This is a genomic window from Leucobacter sp. (assembly GCF_053528595.1).
This window is the reverse complement of record NZ_JAIVPF010000085.1, coordinates 19,861-43,500: the sequence shown is the minus strand read 5'-3', so window position 1 is coordinate 43,500 and position 23,640 is coordinate 19,861. Positions and strand designations below refer to the sequence as shown.

General features: G+C 72.4%; 22 protein-coding genes. 3 read left to right on the top strand and 19 right to left on the bottom strand.

What is annotated here, in order from left to right; translation table 11 throughout:
- Positions 1-24 precede the first annotated feature (24 nt).
- The 13 genes from ACWKZU_RS17120 to ACWKZU_RS17060 all read right to left on the bottom strand — a co-directional run bounded on the left by ACWKZU_RS17120 (position 25) and on the right by ACWKZU_RS17060 (position 13,499).
- Positions 25-1,227, bottom strand: a complete 1,203-nt coding sequence (locus tag ACWKZU_RS17120) for a hypothetical protein (protein ID WP_449283540.1) — start codon at positions 1,225-1,227, stop codon at positions 25-27.
- 132 nt (positions 1,228-1,359) lie between these two features.
- Positions 1,360-2,802 (bottom strand): DUF6138 family protein, encoded by a 1,443-nt coding sequence (locus tag ACWKZU_RS17115; protein ID WP_449283539.1) that lies wholly within the window; start codon positions 2,800-2,802, stop codon positions 1,360-1,362.
- A gap of 136 nt (positions 2,803-2,938) precedes the next feature.
- Positions 2,939-3,961 (bottom strand): NAD(P)H-dependent amine dehydrogenase family protein, encoded by a 1,023-nt coding sequence (locus ACWKZU_RS17110; RefSeq protein ID WP_449283538.1) that lies wholly within the window; start codon positions 3,959-3,961, stop codon positions 2,939-2,941.
- Between the two features lie 150 nt (positions 3,962-4,111).
- Positions 4,112-5,098: a bifunctional DNA-formamidopyrimidine glycosylase/DNA-(apurinic or apyrimidinic site) lyase gene (gene mutM, locus ACWKZU_RS17105; RefSeq protein WP_449283537.1), complete on the bottom strand. Its 987-nt coding sequence runs from the start codon at positions 5,096-5,098 to the stop codon at positions 4,112-4,114.
- Between the two features lie 5 nt (positions 5,099-5,103).
- Complete coding sequence (gene rnc, locus ACWKZU_RS17100) at positions 5,104-5,766, bottom strand: ribonuclease III (RefSeq protein WP_449283553.1); 663 nt, start codon at positions 5,764-5,766, stop codon at positions 5,104-5,106.
- A gap of 61 nt (positions 5,767-5,827) precedes the next feature.
- Entirely contained in the window at positions 5,828-6,031 is a 204-nt protein-coding gene (rpmF, locus tag ACWKZU_RS17095) for a 50S ribosomal protein L32 (RefSeq protein WP_017885009.1), read from the bottom strand.
- Positions 6,032-6,044: 13 nt separating this feature from the next.
- Positions 6,045-6,629 carry a YceD family protein gene (locus ACWKZU_RS17090; protein ID WP_449283536.1) on the bottom strand — a complete coding sequence of 195 codons (585 nt, stop codon included), beginning with the start codon at positions 6,627-6,629 and terminating at the stop codon, positions 6,045-6,047.
- The gene (gene coaD / locus ACWKZU_RS17085) at positions 6,629-7,123 is read right to left on the bottom strand and encodes a pantetheine-phosphate adenylyltransferase (protein ID WP_449283535.1); all 495 of its coding nucleotides are present in this window, start codon (positions 7,121-7,123) and stop codon (positions 6,629-6,631) included. The genes ACWKZU_RS17090 and coaD overlap by 1 nt, the downstream gene beginning before the upstream one ends.
- Before the next feature lie 10 nt (positions 7,124-7,133).
- A complete protein-coding gene (locus ACWKZU_RS17080) occupies positions 7,134-7,826 on the bottom strand; it encodes a response regulator (RefSeq protein ID WP_449283534.1) in 693 nt (230 codons plus the stop codon).
- Positions 7,823-9,238, bottom strand: coding sequence for a sensor histidine kinase (locus ACWKZU_RS17075; protein ID WP_449283533.1), 1,416 nt, complete (start codon positions 9,236-9,238; stop codon positions 7,823-7,825). Before ACWKZU_RS17075 ends, ACWKZU_RS17080 begins: the two co-directional genes overlap by 4 nt.
- Before the next feature lie 49 nt (positions 9,239-9,287).
- The gene (locus tag ACWKZU_RS17070; RefSeq protein ID WP_449283532.1) at positions 9,288-10,229 is read right to left on the bottom strand and encodes an ABC transporter permease subunit; all 942 of its coding nucleotides are present in this window, start codon (positions 10,227-10,229) and stop codon (positions 9,288-9,290) included.
- Positions 10,230-10,272: 43 nt separating this feature from the next.
- Positions 10,273-11,178, bottom strand: a complete 906-nt coding sequence (locus ACWKZU_RS17065) for an ABC transporter ATP-binding protein (protein ID WP_449283531.1) — start codon at positions 11,176-11,178, stop codon at positions 10,273-10,275.
- 134 nt (positions 11,179-11,312) lie between these two features.
- Positions 11,313-13,499, bottom strand: a complete 2,187-nt coding sequence (locus tag ACWKZU_RS17060; RefSeq protein ID WP_449283530.1) for an ATP-dependent DNA helicase RecG — start codon at positions 13,497-13,499, stop codon at positions 11,313-11,315.
- Between the two features lie 85 nt (positions 13,500-13,584).
- Between ACWKZU_RS17060 and ACWKZU_RS17055 the strand changes: the two genes are divergently transcribed.
- A complete protein-coding gene (locus tag ACWKZU_RS17055; RefSeq protein WP_449283529.1) occupies positions 13,585-14,184 on the top strand; it encodes an RsmD family RNA methyltransferase in 600 nt (199 codons plus the stop codon).
- 148 nt (positions 14,185-14,332) lie between these two features.
- On the opposite strand, the gene ACWKZU_RS17050 is transcribed toward ACWKZU_RS17055, so the two are convergent.
- Positions 14,333-15,802 (bottom strand): NAD-dependent succinate-semialdehyde dehydrogenase, encoded by a 1,470-nt coding sequence (locus ACWKZU_RS17050; protein WP_449283528.1) that lies wholly within the window; start codon positions 15,800-15,802, stop codon positions 14,333-14,335.
- A 35-nt stretch (positions 15,803-15,837) separates the two neighbouring features.
- Positions 15,838-17,175: a 4-aminobutyrate--2-oxoglutarate transaminase gene (gene gabT / locus ACWKZU_RS17045; RefSeq protein ID WP_449283527.1), complete on the bottom strand. Its 1,338-nt coding sequence runs from the start codon at positions 17,173-17,175 to the stop codon at positions 15,838-15,840.
- A gap of 177 nt (positions 17,176-17,352) precedes the next feature.
- On the opposite strand from gabT, the gene ACWKZU_RS17040 reads away from it, so the two are divergent.
- Complete coding sequence (locus tag ACWKZU_RS17040) at positions 17,353-18,939, top strand: PucR family transcriptional regulator (RefSeq protein ID WP_449283526.1); 1,587 nt, start codon at positions 17,353-17,355, stop codon at positions 18,937-18,939.
- A 23-nt stretch (positions 18,940-18,962) separates the two neighbouring features.
- Here the strand turns inward: ACWKZU_RS17040 and thiL are convergent, their stop codons facing one another.
- On the bottom strand, positions 18,963-19,958 hold the full coding sequence (thiL, locus tag ACWKZU_RS17035; protein WP_449283552.1) for a thiamine-phosphate kinase: 996 nt from the start codon (positions 19,956-19,958) through the stop codon (positions 18,963-18,965).
- 46 nt (positions 19,959-20,004) lie between these two features.
- Here thiL and ACWKZU_RS17030 point away from each other — a divergent pair, with 46 nt between their 5' ends.
- Positions 20,005-20,487: a DUF3515 family protein gene (locus ACWKZU_RS17030; RefSeq protein WP_449283525.1), complete on the top strand. Its 483-nt coding sequence runs from the start codon at positions 20,005-20,007 to the stop codon at positions 20,485-20,487.
- A 94-nt stretch (positions 20,488-20,581) separates the two neighbouring features.
- On the opposite strand, the gene ACWKZU_RS17025 is transcribed toward ACWKZU_RS17030, so the two are convergent.
- From ACWKZU_RS17025 to ACWKZU_RS17015, 3 genes are read right to left on the bottom strand one after another with little or no spacing between them, the layout of a single operon-like run.
- On the bottom strand, positions 20,582-21,694 hold the full coding sequence (locus ACWKZU_RS17025; protein ID WP_449283524.1) for a D-alanine--D-alanine ligase family protein: 1,113 nt from the start codon (positions 21,692-21,694) through the stop codon (positions 20,582-20,584).
- Positions 21,691-22,812: an NAD(P)H-dependent glycerol-3-phosphate dehydrogenase gene (locus tag ACWKZU_RS17020; RefSeq protein ID WP_449283523.1), complete on the bottom strand. Its 1,122-nt coding sequence runs from the start codon at positions 22,810-22,812 to the stop codon at positions 21,691-21,693. The genes ACWKZU_RS17025 and ACWKZU_RS17020 overlap by 4 nt, the downstream gene beginning before the upstream one ends.
- A complete protein-coding gene (locus ACWKZU_RS17015) occupies positions 22,809-23,585 on the bottom strand; it encodes a lysophospholipid acyltransferase family protein (RefSeq protein WP_449283522.1) in 777 nt (258 codons plus the stop codon). Before ACWKZU_RS17015 ends, ACWKZU_RS17020 begins: the two co-directional genes overlap by 4 nt.
- Positions 23,586-23,640 lie beyond the last annotated feature (55 nt).

Below are 23,640 nucleotides of genomic sequence, written 5' to 3'. Positions count from 1 at the left end.
GCAATGTCGTACGGCAGTCGTCGGTCATGGCTTCTCACCCGCGTTCTCGAGCACGATGCGGGCGTGGGTGCGGATGACCTCGAACGCCGAGGCGAGGGCGGCGCGGGCGACCGGGATCTCGGCGGGCTCGAGCGTGCAGAAACCGTGGCCGGGCTTCAGCTCCTCTGCGAAGGCCGGCTCGAGCTCGGGGTGCTCGCGCAGCACGGTCTCGAGCGGGGCGTAGTCGAGCGGGCGGTGGGCGCCCCGGTCGCGGAAGGAGCGGAGCGGATCGCCGATCCCGCGCGCCACCACCTCCTCGGGCAGCTCGGAGACGCGCGCGAGGATCAACCCGGCCCGGTCCATGCGCGCGAGCGCCGAGGCGGCCCAGGCTCGCGCGTTCAGCTCCGCCTTCTCCCGTCGCATGAGCCCGTCGAGCGCCTGGACGACCTCAGGCGTGTCGATGTTGATCTCGGCGAGCAGCTTCGCGGCTGTCACGGCGCCTCGCGGGTGCTCCTCGCCCCGCACGACCCGCACCAGCGCCGGCAGCGCAACCTCGCCGCACGCCACCAGCAGACCCTGGTGCTCGCCGACGAGCGGCCCCCGATAGCTCGGTGCGACCGCCTCGGGCAGCAGCTCGGCCGCACGCTCCTCGACGGGCAGCGCCGCGAGCCGCCGGCGCTCCTGCTCGGCGGCGTCATACTGCGGGAAGTGCTTCAGCAGTTGCACCCTGGTGAGGCTCAGCGGCACGAGGTCGCCCGCCTCGTCCTCGGCGATCGCGATGAAGTGCTTGCCGGTGAGACCCTCGGACACGAGCTCCTTGCGCGCCAGCTTCGCAGCTCTCGGGAAGCAGTGCAGGAAGCGGTCGTAGGCGCGCTCCCACTGCTCGAACCCGCCGCTCCGCGACGCCGCAGCCTGCACCCCCGCTGCGAGCGCCTGCTCCGGCTCCCCCGGTTCGAAGGAGTGCACGAGGTCGGGCCCCGACCAGCGCAGCGATCCGTCCAGATCCTCGCCTCCCCCGTGGCGTGCGGCGTAGGCCGCGACGACCTCCGCCAGGGACTCCTCCGTGCCGACGGTGACGACCGGCCAGTAGATCACCGACCCGTCGCCGTAGAACTCGTGGAACATCGCCCCGTAGACGCGCTCCTCGGGGTTCCGCTCGCGCACCGCGCGCACCGCCGCGACCAACTGCGCTGCTGCGGCCGCCTCGATCGCCTTCCAGTCGGCGCCGCTCTTCTCTCGCTCAGCCATTGCTGCTCCGATCTCGATTCCGCAGCGCGGGCTGCGGTGGAAGGCCCGCCCTCGCCGAGCGTATCTGCACCGGCGACGAGTCCAGCCCGGTCGTCGGCTCGCTCACCCGGCGAACCGCATCGACTTCGCGCATCACTCCCCCTCGGTCCCGGCTGCGAACACCCGCTCGTAGAGCGGGCGCAGCCCCTCGGGCGCCGCGTCGATCACATTCGCACCGACGCGCCCCGAGGCATCGCGCTGCTCGGCGGCGTCGCCCCAGATCGCGGAAAGGGCATGCCGCCAGGCGTAGCCCTCGACCGGCACGCCCTCGAGGTTCGCGCGCAGCGCGGCGATCCCCGACGCCTCGCCTCGCGCCCCGCCCGCGGCCGCCTCGCGCACCGCGAGCAGCGCCTCGAGGCTCTCGCGGTTTGCGATCATCGCCGGGTAGGCCCTGCGATGCCGCATGTGCTGGATGTTGCCCGCGCACGCCACGAGGTAGGCGACGCCCAGAGCGGTGAAGCCGTGCGCGTCGAGGTGCGCCTCCACGAACCTGGCCTGCAGCTCCTGGTGCTCGCCGTCGACCTCGCGCAGGTAGTCGAGCACGAGCGGGGCGTAGTCGCCGCTGCCCGCGGCGGCGGACGCCAGGCCGAGCGCGAACACCGCGAAGCTGCCCGGCATCGCGCAGTGCTCGTCCTCGAGGTTGTCGTACCACTCGTCCTCGCGCATCGCGGCCCGAGCGTAGCGCTCGATCGCCGGCCACAGCGCGGGATAGGCCGCGGCACAGGCGAAGAGCTGGTTGACGCCCTTCTTCGGCAGACCCGCGATCGGCAGGTGCTGCTTCGTCGGCCCGCGGAACTCGATCGAGAAGGATCGGGGGAAGTCGGTCGTCTCGAGCAACCGGGCGAGATAGTCGAGGATCGCGGCATACGCTGCTTCGCCCTCCTCTTTCACCGTGAGGCGGATCACGGCGAGGGCGTCGTTCGCCTTCGCGGTCACACCCGCGGTTTCGCCCTCGCCCGCGAAATGCGCGAGCTCGGCGGGCAGTTCCCCCGTGCCGTGCTTCTTGAGCCGCGCGGGCAGCGTGCTGCCGAGCTTCGCCACCCAGTCGAAGATGCGGTTCGCGCTGACGGAGGCGTAGCTGGGGCCGTGCTTGAGCTCGCCGATCGCGACATAGCAGGCGAACTGGAAGAAGGCATCGGGCAGGTGGCTCGTGTCGGCGTCCGGCCTCAGCTGCCAGTCCTGGTTCCAATCGCTGCCGAGATTCTCGAAGTAGGGGTCACGCAGTCGCCTCTCGACCCACCGCTCGAGCGTGTAGTCGATATCGTTCCACCCGAGCAGCACCCGCATGCGCTCGGTGAATGCGCGAGCCTGCTCGTAGTCGAACTCGCCGGCGGGCACGAGCCCGATGCCGAACTCGAGCACGGCGGTACCGAGGATCCCCTGACCGTCGACGACGAATCCCATCGGGTAGTCGCCGTTCAGGCCCCGCGCGCGCAAGGTGCCGTCGTTCACCCGCTCGACCGCTCGGTCGAACACGGGTCGTACGCTCTCGTCCTGCAGCGCGTCGTCGAAGATCAGGTAGTTTCGCTGGTTCACGGCTCGGGCTCCTTCAGCCTGGGATCCCCACCCCGCACACACTCTATGGCATTTCGATGGGCGATAGGGCGCCGGCCCGCATACGCGTGCACGGGTGAGACGATCACCCCCGATGTGCTGCGGGCGGCGCGCGAATTCAGGCGAGGTGACTCGCGATCGGTCCCGCCATGTACCGCAGCCTCGGCAGTTCCGCGACCGACACGTAGCCCGGCTCGGCGTTCAGCACCTGCGGTATGCGGTTCACGAGCGTCGCGCAGGTGGTGAGGTGCGTCGGCAGCACCCGGTTCTCGAGATCGAGCGCGGGTTCACCGCTCAGCACCCAGGAGTTGCTGTCGGCCTCGCCCGGCGAATACACCTTTCCGGTCATCTCCATGACGAGCCGCGGGCCCTCTTCCGTGGTCACGACATCGATATCGGTGAACCCGATCACCCGACCGGCCGGCACGGTGGTGTCGAGTGCGGCGCAATACATGTCCTCGGCCGCGAACACGGGCTCGGTCTCGGTCGTGGAGTCCTCGACCGTCAGCCCGCTCGCCGCGGCGACGGCGTGCAGGCTGTTGCGGCCGAACGTGGGCGGGCGCTCCGCGGTGCCGAGCCAGGCCGCGAACTCCTCGGCGGTGTCGCCCACCTGCTGGTCGCGTGCGAGTTCGGGTCCGAAGTCGTCGACGTTCCACGAGGCCTTGCCGTGCACCTCATCGATGCGGTGCGCGGTGCCCATGAGCGTGGCGACGAGCTGGACCCAGTAGCCGTCCTGGTGACCCGAGCACGTGTAGGTGACGCCGTTCTCGCGCGCGACACGGTCGATCTCCGCGGTGTCTTCCGGGCTCGTGTGCCACGAATAGAGGTTCTCCTCGGCGAGCGAGATGACATTCGCACCGTGCCGCAGGCAGGTGAGCACCGGTTCCTTCACATCCTCCATGTAGCTCGCGATCGTCATCACGACCAGATCGGGCTTCGTGCGTGCGAGCACCTCGTCGATGCCCGCCTCGACCACCACCCGGGCAGCGTCGCCGCCCAGCGACGCGACCTCGCCGAGCGTCTTTCCGACGGTGCTCCGCGCGACCGCGCCGACGATCTCCGCATCTCGTTCGAGCAGCATCCTCGCGATGATGCTGCCCATCGCCCCGACGCCGAACATGACCACGGTGGGCTTCTGCATCGTTCGAACTCCCTTGTTCACGATCGTGACTCGACCCTACTCATCCGGCATCGAAAAGGGAATAGCGCAAGGGTGGATCCCGCGACTCGCAGGCTCGCGCAGGATGACCGAGGGTGATGCTCGCGCAGGATGACGGCGAGCGAAGAGACGCTACCGCCGCCGCTGGCACTTCGGGCAGAAGTGCGAGGAGCGCCCGCCGATCACGATGCGCCGGATCAGCGTGCCGCAGCGTGGGCACGGCTGCCCGGTGCGACCGTAGGCGTTGAGCGAGTGCGCGAAGTACCCCGCCTGGCCGTTGACGTTGACGTACTGCTCGTCGAAGCTCGTACCGCCCTCGGCGAGCGCCTGTGCGAAGACCTCCCGCAGGCGCAGCAGCAGCTCGCGCGCCTTGCGCGGGCCCAGGGCGCGCCCCGGGGTCTCGGGGTGCAGCCGTGCCCGCCACAGCGCCTCGTCGGCGTAGATGTTGCCGACGCCGCTCACGAGCCCCTGATCGAGCAGCAGCTTCTTCAGGCCGGAGGCGCGGGAGCGCAGCGCGGCGAGGAAGGCCTCGTCGTCGAACGCGGGGTCGAGGGGATCCCGCGCGATGTGCCCCGCCTGCCCCGGCACCGTTCCTCCCCCGACGGCCGGCGTGAGCGCGTCGAGGGCGAGGGAGCCGAAGAGCCGCTGGTCGGCGAAGTCGAGCCGCAGCTCGCCGTGGGCGGGGTGCTCGATCCAGAGCCGGATGCGCACGTGCCGATCGTCCGGCGCCTCGAGGGTGCGCAGCAGCAGCTGACCGCTCATGCCGAGGTGCGCGAGGAGAGCCTGGGAGGGCGCGGGCCGCGAGGTCTCGACCCGCTGCACCCGCTCGGCCGGCGGGGCCACCGGGATCCACAGGAACTTGCCGCGCCGCTCCGGCGCCGCGAGACGCAGCCCCGTGACCCGTCGCTCGAAGTCGGCGGCGCGCGCCGCACCGGCGGCCGCGGTCAGGGTGACGCCGTGGCCGCCGAGCCCGTCGTCCCCCGGCCGCCCGTCGAGGCCGAGCGGCAGGTGCCGCTTGAGGGCGCGGGGATCCCGCACCTCGGCTCCGATGACCCGGGCGCCGTCGACGGCGGGCGCCAGGCCGGCGCGCACCACCTCGACCTCGGGCAGTTCCGGCACGGCGGCTACTTCCCGTCGCGGGCGCGCAGCTGCTCCACCGCGTCGCGCGCGGCGGCCAGCTCGGCCACCTTCTTGCTCGTGCCCCTGCCCACGCCGGTCGCCCCGTCGAGGGTGACGCGCGCGGTGTAGCGGCGGTCGTGATCCGGGCCGCTGCCGGTGGTCTCGTAGGGCGGGTGCGGCAGCCCGCGCCGCGCCGCCTCCTTCTGCAGGGACGTCTTCGGGTCGAGCGACACCGTGAAGCGCTCCGGGTCGGCGAGGAGCGGCGCGATGAGGTCGAGCACGAAGCGATCGGCGACCGCGGGACCCGTCGACAGGAACACCGCGCCGATGGTCGCCTCGACGGCGTCCGCCAGGATCGAGTCCTTGTCGCGGCCGCCGGTGAGCTCCTCGCCCCGGCCGAGGCGCAGCGAGGCCCCGATCCCGAGTCCGCGCGCCACCTCGGCGAGCGCGACCGTCGAGACGAGCGCGGCGCGGCGCTTCGCGAGCTCGCCCTCGCTCAGCTCCGGATAGTCCCGGTAGAGCTTGACCGTGACGGCCTGGCCCAGGATCGAGTCGCCGAGGAACTCGAGACGCTCGTTGTGGGGCGCGCCCCCGTGCTCGTAGGCCCAGGAGCGGTGCGTGAGCGCGAGCTGCAGCAGCCCGGGATCGACGGAGAGCCCGAAGGGCACGAGAAAGCCGCCGGGCTCGCCCTGCGGCGTTCCCGACGGCTCTCGAGAGTTCGACGCCAACTTACGCGTCGGCGACCTTGCGGCCCTTGTACTCGAGGAAGAGGGCGTTGCCCTGCGAGTCCTCGACCACGCGGGCGCGGTGCGGGAGGCTGTAGACGGTGCGGCCGTTCTCGACGGTCTTCACCAGCTTCGGGGCCTCGGCCTTCCACGCCGAACGACGGTGACGGGTGTTCGAACGCGACATCTTGCGCTTGGGAACAGCCATGATGCTCTCTTTCCTACTTGCTTACGGACCCGGGAGTCTCACCCGAGCCAGGTTCTTCTTCAGCCTCTGCCGGAGCATTCTCGGCGCTGCTCGCCTCGAAACCGGCCAGCGCCGCCCACCGCGGATCGATATCCGCGTCGGGCACCGCCGCAGCCTCGGCCTCGCGCAGCTCACCGGACTCGGGATCGAGCCCCGGACAGTCCGGGCGACACACAGGCTGAAACGGTAGTGCGAGCACTACCGCGTCTCGGAGCGGGGGTTCAAGATCCACGTGATCACCGTGAACCCCGTACTCGTCGGCCTCCGTAGGAGTATACGCGAAAAGCTCCTGAAACTCGACTTGAAACGGCGTGGTGAAGACTTTCAGGCAACGACCGCACTCCGCGTGCACCGTCGTGCGCACCTCTGCGGTCACGAGGACCCCCTCGTGCACCGATTCGAGCCGCACGTCGAGATCGATCCGCTCGCCCTCCGGCACCCAGGCCAGTCCCTCGCCCAGCTTCTCGGGAGTCCGGAGCTCGTGCGAGCGCTCCCGCATCTCGCCCGGGCGGTGCAGCAGATCGCGGACGCTCTCCTGGAACACGCGCGCTCCCGGCATCAGACGGGCCTCGTCTTGTCGAGGAAACGGCCGACGGCCGGCGGCACGTACGGGCTCACGTCGCCGCCGAGCGAGGCCACCTGGCGCACGAGCGTGCTGGAGACGTGGGCGTGGGCGGGATCGGGCAGCATGAACACCGTCTCGACGCCCGCCAGGCTGCGGTTCATGAGCACCATGGGCGTCTCGTAGGCCACATCGATCTGGGAGCGGATCCCCTTCACCAGCACCGAGGCACCCACCTCCGTGCAGTAGTCGACCAGCAGTCCGACCGACCACGATGCGACGAGGATGTTCCCGGGCATCTCCGGGTCCTCCTCGATCGACTTCTGGATCAGGCCGACGCGTTCGCTGATCGGCAGCATCGCGTCCTTGCCCGGGTTGTGGACGACGAGGACGTGCACCTGGTCGAACACCCCCGCTGCACGGCGGATGACGTCGAGGTGCCCCAGGGTGACCGGGTCGAAGGACCCGGGGACGACGGCGATGTTGCTCATGCGCTCTAGCCTACAGCCCGTGCTGCTTGGCGAAGATCACCGCGTGCACCCGATCCCGCAGCTGCAGCTTGGCCAGCACGCGCCCGACGTGCGTCTTCACGGTCGACTCCGAGAGGAAGAGCTCCGCACTGATCTCGGCGTTGTTCCTCCCCTCCGCGATGAGCCGCAGCACGTCGAGCTCGCGCTCGGTGAGCGCGCCGAGCACCTCGTCGGGCGCGGGATCGTCGGCCGCGGCCGCCCCGATCCCCGGCGCTCCCCCGGCCTTGATCTGCTCGAGCAGCCGCCTCGTCACGCTCGGCGCCATCGCGGCGTCTCCGGCGGCCACGCGCCGGATCGCGTCGACGAGCTCCGTCGGCCGCGCATCCTTGAGCAGGAAGCCGCTCGCCCCCGCCCGGATCGCCCCCGTGGCGTACTCGTCGAGGTCGAAGGTGGTCAGCACCACGACGCGCGTCTCCGGGAACCCGGCCACGATCCGCGCCGTCGCATCGATGCCGTTCATGCCGGGCATGCGCACGTCCATGAGCGCGACGTCGCAGCCCGATCCATCGGCGCGCAGGCGGGCGAGCTCGGCGAGCGCCGCCTCGCCGTCCGACGCCTCCGCCACCACGTCGACCCCCGGCTCGCCGAGCAGCACCAGCCGGAACCCGGTGCGGATCAGCTCCTGGTCGTCGACCAGCATCACCCTGATCTGCTCGTCGCTCATGCGCGGTCCTCGCTCTCCGTCGTCGACTCGTTCGTCGCGCTCGTCGCGCCCGTCTCGTTGGTCTCGCGCGCGTCGGCATTCACCGGCAGCACCGCCCACAGCCGCCAGCCGCCGCCGGCGGACGGATCCACCGGGCCGGACTCGATGCTGCCGCCGAACACCCGGGCGCGCTCCGCGAGCCCGGCGAGGCCCCGGCCCGATCCCAGGCCCGCCACGGGGGTGGGCGCCCCGGGCGGCGTGCCGTAGTCGCGCACCTGCACCACCGTGCGGTCTGGCTGGCGCATCACCGTCACCTTGGCCCGGGCGCCGGTGCCCGCGTATCGCAGCACGTTGGTGAGCCCCTCCTGCACGACGCGGTAGACGGCCAGGTCCTGCCCGCGGTCGCCGCTCGCCTCCCCCGACACCTCGAGCGACACCGCGATCCCCGCGTCGACGAAGCCGCGCACCAGCCCGGGCAGGTCCTGCACCCCGGGCTGCGGCACGAGATCTGCCCGCCCCTCCGGCGAGTGCAGCGCGCCGAGCAGCCGGCGCATCTCGGCGAGCGCGGTGCGGCCGGTCTCGGCGCTGCGCCGCATCGCGTCCGCCGCGTCGTCGGGAGCCGCCGCGGCGGCGCGGGCGGCGCCCTCCGACAGCGCGATCATCACCGACACGGAGTGCGCGACGATGTCGTGCATCTCCCGGGCGATGCGGGATCGCTCCTCCGCGACCGCGAGCCGCGCCAGCTGGTCCCGCTCCCGGGCGAGCTGGTGCGCCCGGTCGATGATCGCCTGCAGGTAGCGGCGCCGGTTGCCCAGGTTGATGCCGAGCACGACGATCGCGAGGTACCAGATCGCGGTCATGACGCTGATCGCGATGAACTCGCCGATACTGCCGGCGCGCCCCGTCTCGGTGAAGAGCACGCTGCCCGGTGCGGAGTCGCCCCCGGCGGCCGCCCCCACGAGCGATTCCAGCCCGTAGCTCAGCAGGCTCGCGCCCAGCGCGATCCCGAAGCCGAGCCAGCCGGCGGCGACGCTGCGGTAGACCGGCACCGCGTAGAGCATGAACAGCAGGGCGACGCCGGTCGCGAGGCTCAGCGCCCCCTGCTCGCCGAACATCGCCAGCACCGTGACGATGAGGCCCGCGAGCGGATAGCGGCGGCGGAAGAGCAGCGCGGCGGCGACGGCGAGGATGCGCAGCACGGCGACGGGCCACCACGGCCACTCCAGGGAGCCGGGGATCGCGAACCAGGGGCCGTCGCCGTCGAGCGGCGCCGCGGCGCCCACGAAGTCGATGAACAGGCCGAGCAGACAGCCGATGAAGTACCAGACGACGATGAAGACGTCGACCGCGAGCGGGTGCGCGGCGAGCGCCCGCCGGAGGACCCCCGGCGGGCGCGGGAGGCGCACCTCCCCCTCGTTCGGCTGCTGGGTCACCCTCTCAGCCTATCCTCGCGACCGCGGGCCCGGATCGACGGCACCCGGCTCAGCGGGCGTCGCGGCGCTGGAAGGCGAGGGCCGCGGGGGCGACCGCGATCGCCGCCCAGCCGACCATCGAGACGAGCGCGAGCCAGTAGCCCGGGCCCGCGGGCGCGGCGGCGCCCTCGATCGTCGCCACCTCCGCGAGCGTCGACTCGGCGATGCCCTGCGAGAGCGTACTGCCGAGTTCGGCCGGCAGGTACGCCGAGACGGTCGGGACCCACTCCCAGCCGGTGAGCGTGAGCAGCTGGAACGCGATCGGCAGCACGAAGGTGAGGCCGGCCACCACCGCGATGCCGCCCGCGGTCGAGCGCAGCAGGCCGGCGACGCCGAAGGCGAGCAGGGCGATCAGCACGAGGTAGGCGACCGTTCCGAGCGCCCCCGAGATCACCGCGGTCGAGCCGATCTGCGCCGCGGCATCGGGCAGGAAGGCCACCGCTATCCCGAGACCGCCGAGCACGAGGGCCAGCGCCGTGATCGCGGCGATCGCGGCCGTCACCAGCGCCTTCGCGGCGAACACCGGCGAGCGCCTCGGCACGGCCGTGAGCGTGGAGAGGATCATGCCGCTCGAGTACTCGCTCGAGATGGCGAACACCCCGAGCACCCCGAAGACGAGGGCGAGGAAGGGAGCGGTGAACGTCGACACGATGAGCAGGTAGGTCTGCAGGCCCGCCGGATCGGAGCCGACCATCGCGCCCTCGCCGCCGATGTCGCGGCTCCAGAGCAGCGCGATCATCGCGCTCAGGCCGAGGCCGAGGAGCACGGTGATGAGCAGCGTGAGCCGGATGCTGCGCAGCGAGGTGAGCTTGATGCGCTCCGAGCGCAGCACGCCCGCGAAGCTCAGGCGGTACTGCGGGGTCGGGCGGGGCCCGCGCGCCGGGCGCGCGGAGGCGGCCGGGGTCGCGGGCTCGGGCGCGCGGCTCGCGTCGATGACGATGGTGGAGTTCATGATGCGTTCCTTTGCTGGGAGGTCGGTTCGGGGATGGCGGGGGTCACGCGGCCTGGTACTCGACCTGCTCGCGGGTGAGGGCGAGGTAGGCGTCCTCGAGGCTGGAGGCGACGGGGCTGAGCTCGTGCAGTTCGATGCCGAGCTGCGCCGCGGCGCGCCCGATCTCGGCGGCGGCGATGCCGCTCGCGGTGAAGCGCTCGTCGTCCTCCGGCTCGAGCTCGACCCCGGCGATGTTCAGCAGGGCGGCCGCGAGGCGCGCGGCCTCGGGGCTGCGCACCGCGACCCGGTCGCCGCCGCCGCGGGTGAGGATCTCGGCGATCGGGGCGTCGGCCACGACGCGGCCGCGGCCGAGCACGATCACGTGGTCGGCGCTCTGCGCCATCTCGCTCATGAGGTGGCTCGACAGCAGCACCGTGCGGCCCTCGCCCGCCAGGTGGCGCAGCAGCCGGCGCACCCACAGCACCCCGTCGGGGTCGAGGCCGTTGACGGGCTCGTCGAGGATCAGCACCTGCGGATCCCCGAGCAGCGCGGCCGCGATCCCGAGCCGCTGCCCCATGCCCAGCGAGAAGCCGCCCACGCGCTTGTTCGCGACCGCGGCGAGGCCGGTCTGCTCGAGCACCTCGTGCACCCGGCGGTCGGGGATGCCGTGCGTGGCCGCGAGCGCGGTGAGGTGGCTGCGGGCGCTGCGCCCGGGGTGCACGCCCTTCGCGTCGAGCAGCGCGCCCACCTCGGAGAGGGGGGCCGCCGCGTCGCGGTAGCGGTGCCCGTTCACCGTGACAGTACCGGCGCTCGGGCGGTCGAGCCCGACCGTCAGCCGCATCGTGGTCGACTTGCCGGCGCCGTTGGGGCCGAGGAAGCCGGTCACCTGGCCGGGGCGGATGGTGAAGCTGAGGTCGTCGACCGCGACCTTCTGCCCGTAGTGCTTGCTCAGGCCGCGTGCCTCGATCATGGGTCTCTCCTCGCGTTCGCACTCGCCGGGTTTCGGCGATGGTTCCACGCTAGGAGCGCACGGGTGCCCGGCGGATCGGCCCCCGGTGCTGTCCGGGATGGTACCTGGGTACCGTGTTCTCCGAGGATCCCGGGCTAGGACTTGGCGAGGTTGTCGAGGTGGCCGGCCTCGTGCTCGCGCGCGATCAGCGCTGCCAGCCCCGGCGCCTCGCGCAGCTCGGGATCGCGTTCGAGCAGCTCCGCGGCCAGCTCGCGGGCGCGGATGATGAGTTCGCCGTGCTCGGCGACGCGCAGCAGGCGGAGCGTCGAGCGCCCGCCGGACTGGGCGGTGCCCAGGATGTCGCCCTCGCGGCGCAGCTCGAGGTCGATCTCGGCCAGCGCGAAGCCATCGGAGGTGCTCGCCACGGACTCGATCCGCTCGCGGGCGACCGTGCCCTGCTCGGCGGTGGTCATGAGCAGGCAGAGGCCGGGGTGCTCGCCCCGGCCGACGCGGCCGCGCAGCTGGTGCAGCTGCGAGATGCCGAAGCGATCCGCGTCGCGCACGATCATGATCGAGGCGTTGGGCACGTTCACGCCGACCTCGATGACGGTCGTGGCGACGAGGATCCCGATCTCGCCGGCCGCGAAGGCCCGCATCACGCGGTCCTTGTCGGCCGAGCTCATGCCGCCGTCGAGGCCCGCGATCTCCACGCCGGCGAACTCGGGACGCCGGCGCAGCTCCGCGACCGTGTCCTCGACGTTGGCGAGCGGACGGTCGGCGGACTCGGGGTCCTCCTCCAGCTCGGGATCGGCGTTGCCCGCCGAGATCGCCGGGCAGACGACGTAGACCTGGCGGCCCGCGGCGAGATCCTCGGCGGCGCGCGCCCAGACCCGGGCGGCCCGGCCCGGCATCTCGAGCTCGGGCACCGTGAACGTCTCGATGCCCTGGCGGCCCCGGGGAAGCTCGCGGATCGTGAGCACCTCGAGGTCGCCGAAGGCGGTGAGCGCGACGGTGCGCGGAATGGGGGTCGCGGTCATGGCGAGCACGTGCGGCTGGCTGCCCTTGCGGCGCAGCGCCTCGCGCTGCTCGACGCCGAAGCGGTGCTGCTCGTCGACCACGATGAAGCCGAGGTCGTAGAACGCGACCCCCTCGCTGATGAGTGCGTGCGTGCCGACCGCGATCCGCGCCGTGCCGGAGGCGAGCGACAGCAGCGCGCGCTTGCGCTCGCCCGCCGGCATGCGCCCGGTCAGCAGCACGGGGTTGAGCTCGGCGGCGAGCTCCGGGCCCAGCGCCTCGGTGATGGAGCGGAAGTGCTGGGCCGCGAGCACCTCGGTGGGGGCGAGCAGCGCGCTCTGGCCGCCGGATCCGGCCACCTGCAGCATGGCCCTGAGCGCGACGAGGGTCTTGCCCGATCCGACCTCGCCCTGCAGCAGCCGGTGCATCGGGTGCGGCGCCGCGAGCTCCGCCGAGATGGTCTCGCCCGCGCGGCGCTGATCCCCCGTGAGCTCGAAGGGCAGTGCCGCATCGAATCGGGCGAGCGGGCTCAGCCCCTCCGCGTCGCCCGGGCCGAGGGGGCGCGGAGTGCTCGCCTCGAGGCCGGCGCGGCGCCGCCGATCGAGCAGCGCGAGCTGCAGTTCGAACGCCTCGCGGAAGAGCATGCTGTGCCGCGCCGCGCGCCAGTCGGCGTCGCGCTGCGGGCGGTGGATCAGCTCGAGGGCGCGACCGATCTCGACGACGTCCTCGGACTCGCGCAGGGCGGCCGGCAGCGGATCGGGCACCGGCCCCAGCGCGTCGAGCGCGAGCTCGACGGCGCGCTGCAGGGTCCAGCTCGGCATCTGCGCCGTCGCCGGGTAGATGGGCACGGGCGTCTCGGCCCAGGCCTTGGCCGCTGCCTCGTCGAGCTGCTCGCCGCCCGGCGCCTCGTCGCGGTTCTCGAACAGCTCGTACTCGGGGTGCTGCAGCTGCAGCTGGCCTCGGTACTCGCTCACCTTGCCCGCGAAGATGCCGCGGCGCCCCGCGACGAGGTCGCGCACGCGCCACTGCTGGTTGAAGAAGGTGAGCGTGAGCGTGCCGGTGCCGTCGGTGATGCGCGCCTCGAGCAGGCTGCCGTTGCGGCGCTGCATGCGGCGCTCCCGCACGTCGAGCACCTGCGCGACCACGGTGATCTGCTCCCCCAGCGGCAGGCCGCGCAGCGGGGTCAGCTCGCCCCGGCGCGAGTACCGCCGCGGGAAGTGGAGGAGCAGATCGCCCACCGTGCGCATCTCGAATGCGCGCTCCAGCGGTTTCGCCGTGCGCGCCCCGACGACCCCGTCGAGGGGTGTGTCGAGGGTGGCGCGGGTCATGCCTCCAGCGTAGCGGCGACCCCGGACGCCCGCGCGAGCTCCCCCGAGGCGCACCGCCCGGGTCCGGGCGCGCTACCCTCGTGGAGTGACCAGAGTAATCTCCGGGATCGCCGGATCCCTGCGCCTCGAAGTGCCCAAGTCGGGTACCCGGCCCACGAGCGACCGCGTGCGCGAGGCGATCTTCTCCGCGCTCGAGTCCTGGGGCCTGGTCGAGGGCTGCCGGGTGCTCGATCTCTACGCGGGGTCCGGCGCGCTGGGCCTCGAGGCCGCGAGCCGCGGGGCATCCGAGGTGGTGCTCGTCGAGAAGCACCCCGGCGCGGCGCAGGTGGCGGGGCGCAACGCCCGTACGGTGCTCGGCGCGTTCGACCGGGCCGCGGCGGCCGGACCGGCGCCCCGCATCGAGGTGGTGCGGCAGTCGGTGCAGGGCTACCTCGACGGAGCGCACTCGGGGCCGCGGGATCCCGGGCCGCTCTGGGACGTCGCGCTGCTCGATCCTCCCTACGACCTCGGGGAGGCCGAGCTCACCGCGAACCTCGCGGCGCTCGTGCCGCTGCTCACCCCCGACGCGGCCGTGCTCGTGGAACGCAGCAGCCGCTCCCCCGAGCCGGGCTGGCCCGCCGGCCTCGCCCGCGTGCGCGAGAAGCGCTACGGCGAGACCGCCCTGTGGTGGGCGGAAATCGCTTAGAGGCAACGCAACGCGTTGCGCGATTTCTGCCGCCGACAGGCGGCCCGCGCAGCGCTGAGGCGCTCGGAGCCCGCGCAGCGGCGCTGAGGGACTCCGAAGGCCCGGGACCCCCTCGAGAGGGATCCCGGGCCTTCGCGATGCGCCGCGCCTAGGAGCGCGGGATCAGGGTGTACTTCGTGGAGAGGAACTCGTGGATGCCGTCGAAGCCGCCCTCGCGGCCGACGCCCGACTGCTTGACGCCGCCGAACGGGGCCGCCGCGTTGGACACGAGGCCGGTGTTGAGGCCCATCATGCCGGTCTCGAGCTTCTCGATCATGCGGTGGCCGCGAGCGAGGTTCTCGGTGAACACGTAGCTCACGAGCCCGTACTCGGTGTTGTTCGCGATCTCCACGGCCTCGTCCTCGGTCGAGAACCGGATGATCCCGAGCACCGGCCCGAAGATCTCCTCGCGCATGATCGCCGCCTGCGGGCTGAGCTTGTCGATCACGGTCGGCTGGAAGAAGTGGCCCGGGCCGTCCACGATCTCTCCGCCGGTGACGATCGTGCCGCCGGTCTCCACCGCGTCGGCGACGAGGCGGGCAGTGTTGGCCACGGCCTTCTCCTCGACCAGGGCGCCGATGTCGTTGCCCTCGTCGGCGCCTCGGCCGATCGACATGGCCGCGACCTTCTCGCCCACGCGGCGCGCGAACTCGTCCGCGACCGACTCGTGCACGATGATGCGGTTCGCGGCGGTGCAGGCCTGGCCGATGTTGCGGAACTTCGCCAGCAGCGCGCCCTCCACGGCCTTGTCCAGGTCCGCGTCCTCGAACACGACGAACGGCGCGTTGCCGCCGAGCTCCATCGAGGTGCGCAGCACGTTCTGAGCCGCCGCCTCGAGCAGCTTCACGCCCACCGGCGTGGAGCCCGTGAACGACAGCTTGCGCAGGCGCGGATCCGACAGCAGCGCGCTCGACTGCGCGCTCGACTTCGAGGTCGGCACGACGTTGACCACACCCGCGGGCAGGCCGGCCTCCTCGAGCAGCTGCACGAAGTAGATCGTGGTCAGCGGCGTGAGGGCTGCGGGCTTGATCACCGAGGTGCAGCCCGCAGCCAGCGCCGGGGCGATCTTGCGGGTCGCCATCGCCAGCGGGAAGTTCCACGGCGTGATGAAGTAGCAGGGGCCCACCGGCAGGTGCGACACGACCATGTTGCCGGTGCCCTCCGGGTTCGGACGGTAGTCGCCCTGCACCCGCACGGCCTCCTCCGAGAACCAGCGCAGGAACTCGCCGCCGTAGACGACCTCGCCGCGGGCCTCGGCGATGGGCTTGCCCATCTCCATGGCCATCAGCAGCGCGAACTCCTCCTTGCGCTCCATCAGCAGATCGAAGGCGCGGCGCAGGATGTTCGAGCGCACGCGGGTGGGCGTGTTGCCCCACTCCTCCTGCGCCTCCACCGCGGCGTCCAGCGCGCGCACCGCGTCCTCGACCGTCGCATCCGCGATCGTCTTGATGACCTCGCCCGTCGCGGGATCGGTCACATCGAACGTCGCGCCGGAGGTCGAGGCCTCCCACTTGCCGCCGATCCCGAGACCGCTCTCGACGCGGTCGAGCAGCTCCTGCTCATTGGGCTTGAGTGCCATGTCTGGTGTCCTTTCGTGACGACCGACTGCGTCGGTCAGTTGGCGGCCAGGGCGTCGGCGACGATCTGCAGGCCCTCGCGCAGCAGCTCGTCGGAGATCGCCAGCGGCGGGAGGAAGCGGATCACGTTGCCGTAGGTGCCGCAGGTCAGCAGGATGACGCCCTGCTCGCCCGCGCGCTTCGCGATGGCGCCGGTGAGCGCCGCGTTCGGAGTCTTCGAACCGGACTCCACGAGCTCGATCGCCTGCATCGCGCCGCGGCCGCGGATGTCGCCGATGCGGTCGTCGCTCTTCGCCAGCTCGCCGAAGAACTCCTCGATGATGGCGCCGATCTCGCGGGCGCGCTCGGTGAGGTTCTCCTGCTGGTAGGTCTCGATCGTGGCGAGCGCGGCGGCGCAGGCGATCGGGCTGCCGGCGTAGGTGCCGCCGAGGCCGCCCGCGTGCGCGGAGTCCATGATCTCGGCGCGGCCGGTGACCGCGGAGAGCGGCAGGCCGCCCGCGATGCCCTTGGCCGTGGTCACGAGATCGGGGACGACGCCCTCGTGGTTCGCGGCGAAGAGGTCGCCGGTGCGGGCGAAGCCGGTCTGCACCTCGTCGAGGATGAAGACGACGCCGTTGGCGGTCGCCCACTCCTGCAGCGCGGGGAGGAAGCCCTCGGCCGGGGCGATGAAGCCGCCCTCGCCCTGGATCGGCTCGATGATGATCGCCGCGAGGTTCGATGCGCCGACCTGCTTCTCGATCTGGGTCAGCGCGACCTGCGCCGCCTCGGCGCCGGAGAGCCCGTCGCGGAAGGGGTAGGAGGTGGGCACGCGGTAGACCTCGGGGGCGAAGGGACCGAAGCCGTCCTTGTAGGGGATGTTCTTCGCGGTCATGCCCATCGTGAGGTTGGTGCGCCCGTGGTAGGCGTGGTCGAAGACGACGACGGCGTTCTTCTTGGTGTAGTGGCGGGCGATCTTGATCGCGTTCTCGACGGCCTCGGCACCCGAGTTGAAGAGCGCGGAGCGCTTCTCGTGATCGCCGGGGGTGAGCTCGTTGAGCTTCTCGGCGACCTGCACGTACCCGTCGTAGGGGGTGACGGTGAAACAGGTGTGCGTGAACCGCCGCACCTGCTCGGTCACGGCCTTGACGACGGCCGGGGCCGAGTTGCCGACGCCGGTCACCGCGATGCCGGATCCGAGGTCGATCAGCGAGTTGCCGTCGACGTCGACCATCACTCCGCCGCCCGCGGCGACGATCGAGACGGGGAGCGCCACGCCGACGCCGGCGGCGACCGCGGCGTTCTTGCGGGCCAGCATCTCCTGCGACTTGGGGCCGGGGATGCTGGTGACGAGCTTGCGCTCCTGCGGAAGCGAGGGACCGCCGATGACATCGACCATGATGATTCTCCTTGCCTGGGCCTGCGCCCTGAGACTCGATTGAACCCGCGCCCACGCGGCGCGGATTCGGATGATTCCGGATCAGCCTAGTCCGTGACCCCCACGGCGCTTCGTGCCACAATGGAGTAAATCTGCCGAGACTTTCGACAGAGTGGCTACACCGAGTCCGGGAGGACCATGGCAGAGGCACAGGGCCGCCCGGCAGCGTCCGAGAGCGCGACGCTCCCCCAGCCCACGATCGCGCTCGGCGAGCTGCTGCACCAGTACCAGCTCAGCCTGGTGCTCATCGCGGGATCCTCCGAGCACGCAGCCGACCGCGCCGTGCAGTGGGTGCACGTGAGCGAGCTCGAGGATCCCACGCCGTTCCTCCCGCCGCGCACGGTGCTGCTCACCACGGGCGCGCGATTCTCGGCCGTGGGCGATCAGGAGGACGCCGACGCGTACGTGCGGCGGCTGATCGATGCGGGCGTCACCGCCCTCGGCGTCGCGGTCGGCCTGCACTTCGACCGCGTGCCGGCCCGCATCGTGTCCGCCTGCGACCGGCTCGGCCTGCCGCTCTTCCGCGTGCCGTACGACACCGCCTTCATCGAGATCGTGCAGACCGCGGCCCGCCTGCTCGACGCCCGCGCCCGCGAGCGCGACCTGTGGGCGCTCGAGTCGCAGCGCGCCGTCGCCGCCGCGTCGCTGCACCGCGACGGGCTCGGGGCCGCCGTGCGCGAGGCCGCCGCCCGGCTCGGGCGCTGGGTCTGCGTGACCGACCGCTCGGGGCGCATCATCGAGTTCGCGCCGCGGGCCGCCCGGGCCGAGATGCAGCCCGAGTGGCTCCGGCGCGAGACCAGGCGCCTCATCGAGCGCGGCGTCAGCGCGGGCCGCATCGGCTCCGACGAGGGGTTCGGCATCCAGATGCAGGCGCTCGGCCGGCAGGGCCGCGTGCTCGGGGTGCTCGTGGTCGAGGATCACGGCGCCCCCGACACCGCTGAGCGCACCCTCATCGGTCTCGTCGCCGCGATCGCGACGGTGCAGCTCGAGCACCGCAGCGGCATCGACGACGCGCAGTCGGCGCTGCGCGAGGCGATCGTGCGGCTGCTGCTGGCGAAGGATTTCGCGCTCGCCGAGGCCCTCAGCCGCGGCGCGCTGTCCCGGCTGCCGCGCGGGCCCGTCGTGGTGGCCCGCTACCCCGCGGCCGAGCACCCGGACCCGGCGCTGCTGGAGGATCTGCACTCCTTGGACGCGGGGAGCCCGGGCCTCATCACGGCCTCGCACGGCGGCTCCGAGCTCATCGTCGGCGAGACCCGGCACCTGCCGGCGATCCGCCGCCTCCTCCTCTCCCACCGGGTGCCCTCCGGCATCTCGGAGCGCGGCACCCTGCAGCGGCTCGGGGAGCTGCTGGGCCAGGCCGACCGCGCGCTCGCCTACTCGCTCGCAAGCGGCGCGGAGGCCCCCGTCGACTACCTGCCCGCGCTGCACGACGGCGTGCTCCACCTGCTGAGCACGCACCCCGAGGGCCGCCGGCGCGCCGAGGGCCTGCTCGCCCCGATCCGGCACCACGACCGGCGCCACGACGACACCATCGAGGAGAGCCTCGCCGCCTGGCTCGCGCACCACGGACAGACGAGTCCCGCGGCCGCCGAGCTGGGGGTGCACCGGCACACCCTCAAGGCGCGAGTGCAGACGGCGGCCCAGCTGCTGCAGGCCGACCTCGACTCCCCCGACACCCGAGCCGAGCTGTGGGCGGCGCTGCGGCTGGCCACAGCCGCGGACTAGCCGCAGCCCCGAGCCCCTCGCGGCTACGACCCCGGCGGCCGCACCGTGTAGGGGTCCCAGCCGCGCGGCTCGATCGCCGCGTCGTCGAGCAGCACCCCCGATCCCTCGCCCACCGCGCCGATCGGCCGGAAGCCGTCCGGCAGTGCGGCGCTCGCGGGGAACGTCGCCAGCAGCCCGTGGTCCTCGCCGCCCGTGAGCATCGCCTCGACGGACACCCGCACCCCGTGCTGCTCGCCGAAACCCGACTCCAGCAGGGCGCCGTCGAGCCGCACCCGCACGCCGCCGGCGCGCGCGAGCCGGTGGGCGTCGATCGACAGCGAGTCGGAGACGTCCATCATCGCGCTCGCCCCGGCGCGCGCCGCGACCGGGCCGAGCGGGATCGGCGGCGCCGGCGCGAGCTGCGCCGCGAGCGCCTCGGGGTGCCGCGCCCAGAGCTCGGCCAGGGTGCGGTCGTGCGCGGTCCCATCGGGCTCGGCGGCCTCGGCGAACAGCAGCGAGAGGCCCAGCCCCGCGAGACCGAGCTCGCCCGCGTAGGCCACGACATCGCCGGGCCGCGCACCCGAGCGGAGCACCGGGGCGCGGCCGTCCAGCTCCCCGATCGCCGTCACCGCCGCGGTCACGGCGTGCGCCCGTCCGAGGTCGCCGCCGATCACGCCGCAGCCGGGCGCGAGCGTGCGGCAGGCGGCGTCGAGCCCCTCGGCGATGCGCTCGAGCAGGGCGACCGGCGTGTCGTGCGGCACCGCGAGGGCCAGCGTGAGAGCGGTGGGCACGGCGCCCATGGCGGCGACGTCCGAGAGGTTCGTGGCCGCGAGCTTCCACCCCAGCTCGAAGCCGTCGTGCCACGCCAGCCTGAAGTCGGGGCCCTCGATCATCGTGTCGGTCGTCACCACGGCGTCGCCGCGCACGCGCAGCACCGCGCAGTCGTCGCCCGGCCCGAGCACCGCCGCCCGAGCCCCGCTCAGGCGCGCCAGCACCCGACCGAGCACGCCGTTCTCCCCCAGCTCGCCCACGGTCTGCATCACCCTCCCAAACTAGTGCACAGGAGCGCCTCGCTAAGCTGGCAGCGTGAAGTCTCCCGTTCTCCGGATCCTCGCGCTGACCGCCGTGCTCGCCGGCGCGACCTCGCTGCTCACCGCCTGCGCGGGCGACGTGCCGATGGAGGCCGCCGAGAACGCGAACGACCCCGCGTGCGCCGACGTCATCGTGCGGCTGCCCGCACAGGTCGCCGGCATGGATCGACGCACCACCAATGCGCAGTCGACCGGCGCCTGGGGCAACCCCGCGGCGGTGCAGCTGCAGTGCGGGATCGAGCCGAGCGGCCCCACGACCGACAGCTGCGTCAACGTCAACGGCGTCGACTGGATCGTGGACGACTCGGCCGCGCCGATCTACCGCTTCGAGGCCTACGGCCGCTCACCCGGGCTCGCGGTCTTCGTGGACTCCGATCAGGTCAGCGGGACCGAGGCCGTGCTCGACCTGGGAGCGGTCGCGCAGCAGCTGCCCCAGCTGCGCCAGTGCACCAGCCTCACGGACACGCTCGATCTCTAGGCCGGGCGCGGCAGCGGTCGTTCTGCGCGCGGCGAAGCCGGTCGTGCCGCGCGAATCGCACGCACGCAGGATGGAGAGATGACCCCCTCCGCGCTCAGTACGCGGGTTCCCGCGCGATCGCCAGCTCGATGAGCTCCGTGATGAGCTCCGTGTATCCGAGCCCGGACTCCTCCCAGAGGCGCGGGTACATCGAGATCGGGGTGAATCCGGGAAGCGTGTTGATCTCGTTGAGCACGGGGCCGTCCGCGGTGAGGAAGAAGTCGATGCGCGCGAGCCCGGCGCACTGGGTGACCTCGAAGGCGAGCACGGCGGCCTCGCGGATCGCCGCGAACTCGTCCTCCGTCACCTTCGCGGGCAGCTCGAGCTCCACGCCGGCGGCGCCGAGGTACTTCGCGTCGAAGTCGTAGAAGTCGCGCCCGGTGAACACGATCTCGCCGATCACCGAGCTGGTGCGCGGCGCGGCGTCGCCGCGCCCCTCCAGCACCGCGATCTCGACCTCGCGGCCGGTCACGCCCGACTCGATCAGCACGGTGCGGTCCTCGGCGAAGGCGGTCTCGAGCGCGGCGGGGATGCCGGCCGTCTCGGTCACCCGGCTCACGCCGACGGACGACCCGGCGCGGGCGGGCTTCACGAACAGCGGGTACCGCAGCCCCTCGTCGAGGCGCTCCGCCAGGTACGGATCCCGAGCCAGCTGCTCGCGGGTCACGGTGCGCCACGGCGCCACCCGGATCCCCGCGTCGGCCAGCACCGTCTTCACCGCGTGTTTGTCCATGCACAGCGCGGATCCGAGCACACCGCTGCCCACGTACGGCAGGTCGACGAGGTCGAGCATGCCCTGCACGGTGCCGTCCTCGCCGTAGGGCCCGTGCAGCATCGGCAGCACCGCGTCGACGTGCCCGAGCGTGCGCAGCGAGCCGGCCTGGTCGATCACGGTGAGCGCACGGGTCGCGGTCGACGCCGGCCACAGCACCCGCGTGCCGTTGTCGCGCACCTCGGGCAGAGCGCCCGCCTCGAGCCGGTAGCCCTCGAGGTCGCTCTCGTGCATCAGCACGGTCGCGCCCTGCCGGGTGATGCCGACGAGGATCACCTCGAATCGGGAGCGGTCGATCGCGCGGAGCACGCCGGCCGCGGTGACGCAGCTGATGCCGTGCTCGCTCGACCGGCCGCCGAACAGGAGTGCGACGGTGCGCTTGGCGACGGTGTTCACGCGGGGGTTCCCTTCAGTCGGTCCAGCAGCCGGCGCCAGCGGCCGGGCTCGGGCCCCGCGAGGCTGAGCTCGGGCTGGGGCACGTCGTCCTCGGTCGCGAGGTGCGGGCCGAGGTTCTTCGGCGCCATGGTGCCGTTCAGCACCATCTGCACCTGCTCGACGATCGGCATCACGATGCCGCGCTCCCGCGCCAGCTCGAGCACGGGGTGCACGGAGGTGATGCCCTCGGCCACCTGCTGCATCTGCTCCCGCGTCTCCTCCTGCGTGTACCCCTGGCCGATGAGCCGGCCGGCGGTGTTGTTGCGCGAGAGCGGCGACTGGCAGGTCGCGATGAGGTCGCCCAGGCCGGCGAGTCCCGAGAGCGTGGCGGGATCCGCCCCCGACGCGACGGAGAACTCCGTCATCTCGGCGAGGCCGCGCGTGATGATCGCGGCCTTCGTGTTCTCGCCGTAGCCCACGCCGTCGACGATGCCGATGGCGAGCGCGATGAGGTTCTTCAGCACGCCGCCGAGCTCGGTGCCCACGACGTCCGTGTTGACGTAGGTGCGGAAGTAGGGCGCCGACGCGGCCGTGGCGATCTCCTGCGCCACTCCCAGATCGGCGCAGGAGGCGACGGCTCCGGTGGGCTGCTCCTTCGCGATCTCGAGCGCGATGTTGGGGCCCGAGACCACGGCGATGCGCTCGGGGCCGACGTCCAGCGCATCCGCGATGACCTCCGACATGCGCATCGTGGTGGTCTTCTCCACGCCCTTGACCAGGCTCACGAGCACGCTGCGGCGATCGAGGTAGGGTTCGAGGTCGATGAGGTTCTGACGCAGGGTCTGGCTCGGCACCGCCAGGAACACCAGGCGGGCCCCCTTGAGCGCCGCCCCCAGCTCGCTGGTGGCCTTGAGGTTCTTCGGCAGATTGATCCCGGGCAGGTACTGGCTGTTGCGCTTGGCGACCTGGATCTCGTTCGCCACCTCGGGCCGCCTGGCCCACACGGTCACGTCGCAGCCGGCGTCGCACAGCACCTTCGCGAAGGTCGTGCCCCAGCTGCCCGATCCGATCACCGCGACCTTGCGCCCGCGGTTGCGCGACCGGTTGCCCGTGACCACGGGGATGGGTTTGGTACTCAAAAGCGTCCCGTCTCGCTCTGCTGATGCTTGCTGGGGTCCCACCGCTCGGCGGGGGGCTTCTCGTCGCGCAGCTCGGCGAGCAGGGCGGTGATCGCGTCCATCAGCAGGTTCGTCGCCTCCGCGATCACCTTCTGATCGGGGTGGCGGCCGCTGAAGCGGCTGAGGTCGAGCGGTTCGCCCACCGCGACGTGGATCGTCTTGCGCGGGATCGGGTGGATGCGCTTCGCGTACCGCGGCATGAGGCGCTGCGTGCCCCAGTGCGCGACCGGGATCAGCGGGATGCCGGTCTCGAGCGCCAGGCGCACCGCGCCGCTCTTCCCCCGCATGGGCCAGAGGCCCGGGTCGCGGGTGAGCGTGCCCTCGGGGTAGACGATCACGCCGGCCTCCCGCTCGATGAGCGCACCGGCGGCTCCCATCGGGCTGCCGTCCGCCCGGCGCACCCGGGTCGCACCCTCGCGCTCCACCGGGATCTGCCCGGAGGAGCGCAGCAGCCACCCCAGCACGGGCACCTTGAAGAGGCTCGCCTTGGCCATGAACCGTGGCAGGCGTCCGAGGTGCCAGACCGCCGCACCCATCGCGATGGGGTCGATCTCGCTGTAGTGGTTGGGCGCCAGGATGAACGGCCCGGTCTGCGGCAGCCGCGACTGCGGGGTGAAGCGGTAGCGCACCATGAGCGACCACAGCGGCAGGATCAGCCCTGCGAGCAGCCAGAACACGGAGGGACGTCGTTTCTCCGCCGAGGAGCGGCTTCGGAGCTTCACCGTGTCAGTCATACTCACATTATCCCGGAGCCGCGCCCCCGGAGCGGCATGCCGTTCCGGGAGCGCG

What these genes read in the sequence shown, in the direction of transcription:
- ACWKZU_RS17065 (WP_449283531.1), bottom strand. Translation starts at nt 11,178, where the DNA reads ATGATCGAGGCACGCGGCCTGAGCAAGCACTACGGGCAGAAGGTCGCG.
- rpmF (WP_017885009.1), bottom strand. Translation starts at nt 6,031, where the DNA reads ATGGCTGTTCCCAAGCGCAAGATGTCGCGTTCGAACACCCGTCACCGT.
- ACWKZU_RS17050 (WP_449283528.1), bottom strand. Translation starts at nt 15,802, where the DNA reads ATGGCACTCAAGCCCAATGAGCAGGAGCTGCTCGACCGCGTCGAGAGC.
- ACWKZU_RS17040 (WP_449283526.1), top strand. Translation starts at nt 17,353, where the DNA reads ATGGCAGAGGCACAGGGCCGCCCGGCAGCGTCCGAGAGCGCGACGCTC.
- thiL (WP_449283552.1), bottom strand. Translation starts at nt 19,958, where the DNA reads ATGCAGACCGTGGGCGAGCTGGGGGAGAACGGCGTGCTCGGTCGGGTG.
- gabT (WP_449283527.1), bottom strand. Translation starts at nt 17,175, where the DNA reads ATGGTCGATGTCATCGGCGGTCCCTCGCTTCCGCAGGAGCGCAAGCTC.
- ACWKZU_RS17015 (WP_449283522.1), bottom strand. Translation starts at nt 23,585, where the DNA reads ATGACTGACACGGTGAAGCTCCGAAGCCGCTCCTCGGCGGAGAAACGA.
- ACWKZU_RS17120 (WP_449283540.1), bottom strand. Translation starts at nt 1,227, where the DNA reads ATGGCTGAGCGAGAGAAGAGCGGCGCCGACTGGAAGGCGATCGAGGCG.
- coaD (WP_449283535.1), bottom strand. Translation starts at nt 7,123, where the DNA reads ATGAGCAACATCGCCGTCGTCCCCGGGTCCTTCGACCCGGTCACCCTG.
- ACWKZU_RS17070 (WP_449283532.1), bottom strand. Translation starts at nt 10,229, where the DNA reads ATGAACTCCACCATCGTCATCGACGCGAGCCGCGCGCCCGAGCCCGCG.
- ACWKZU_RS17090 (WP_449283536.1), bottom strand. Translation starts at nt 6,629, where the DNA reads ATGCCGGGAGCGCGCGTGTTCCAGGAGAGCGTCCGCGATCTGCTGCAC.
- ACWKZU_RS17080 (WP_449283534.1), bottom strand. Translation starts at nt 7,826, where the DNA reads ATGAGCGACGAGCAGATCAGGGTGATGCTGGTCGACGACCAGGAGCTG.
- ACWKZU_RS17060 (WP_449283530.1), bottom strand. Translation starts at nt 13,499, where the DNA reads ATGACCCGCGCCACCCTCGACACACCCCTCGACGGGGTCGTCGGGGCG.
- ACWKZU_RS17110 (WP_449283538.1), bottom strand. Translation starts at nt 3,961, where the DNA reads ATGCAGAAGCCCACCGTGGTCATGTTCGGCGTCGGGGCGATGGGCAGC.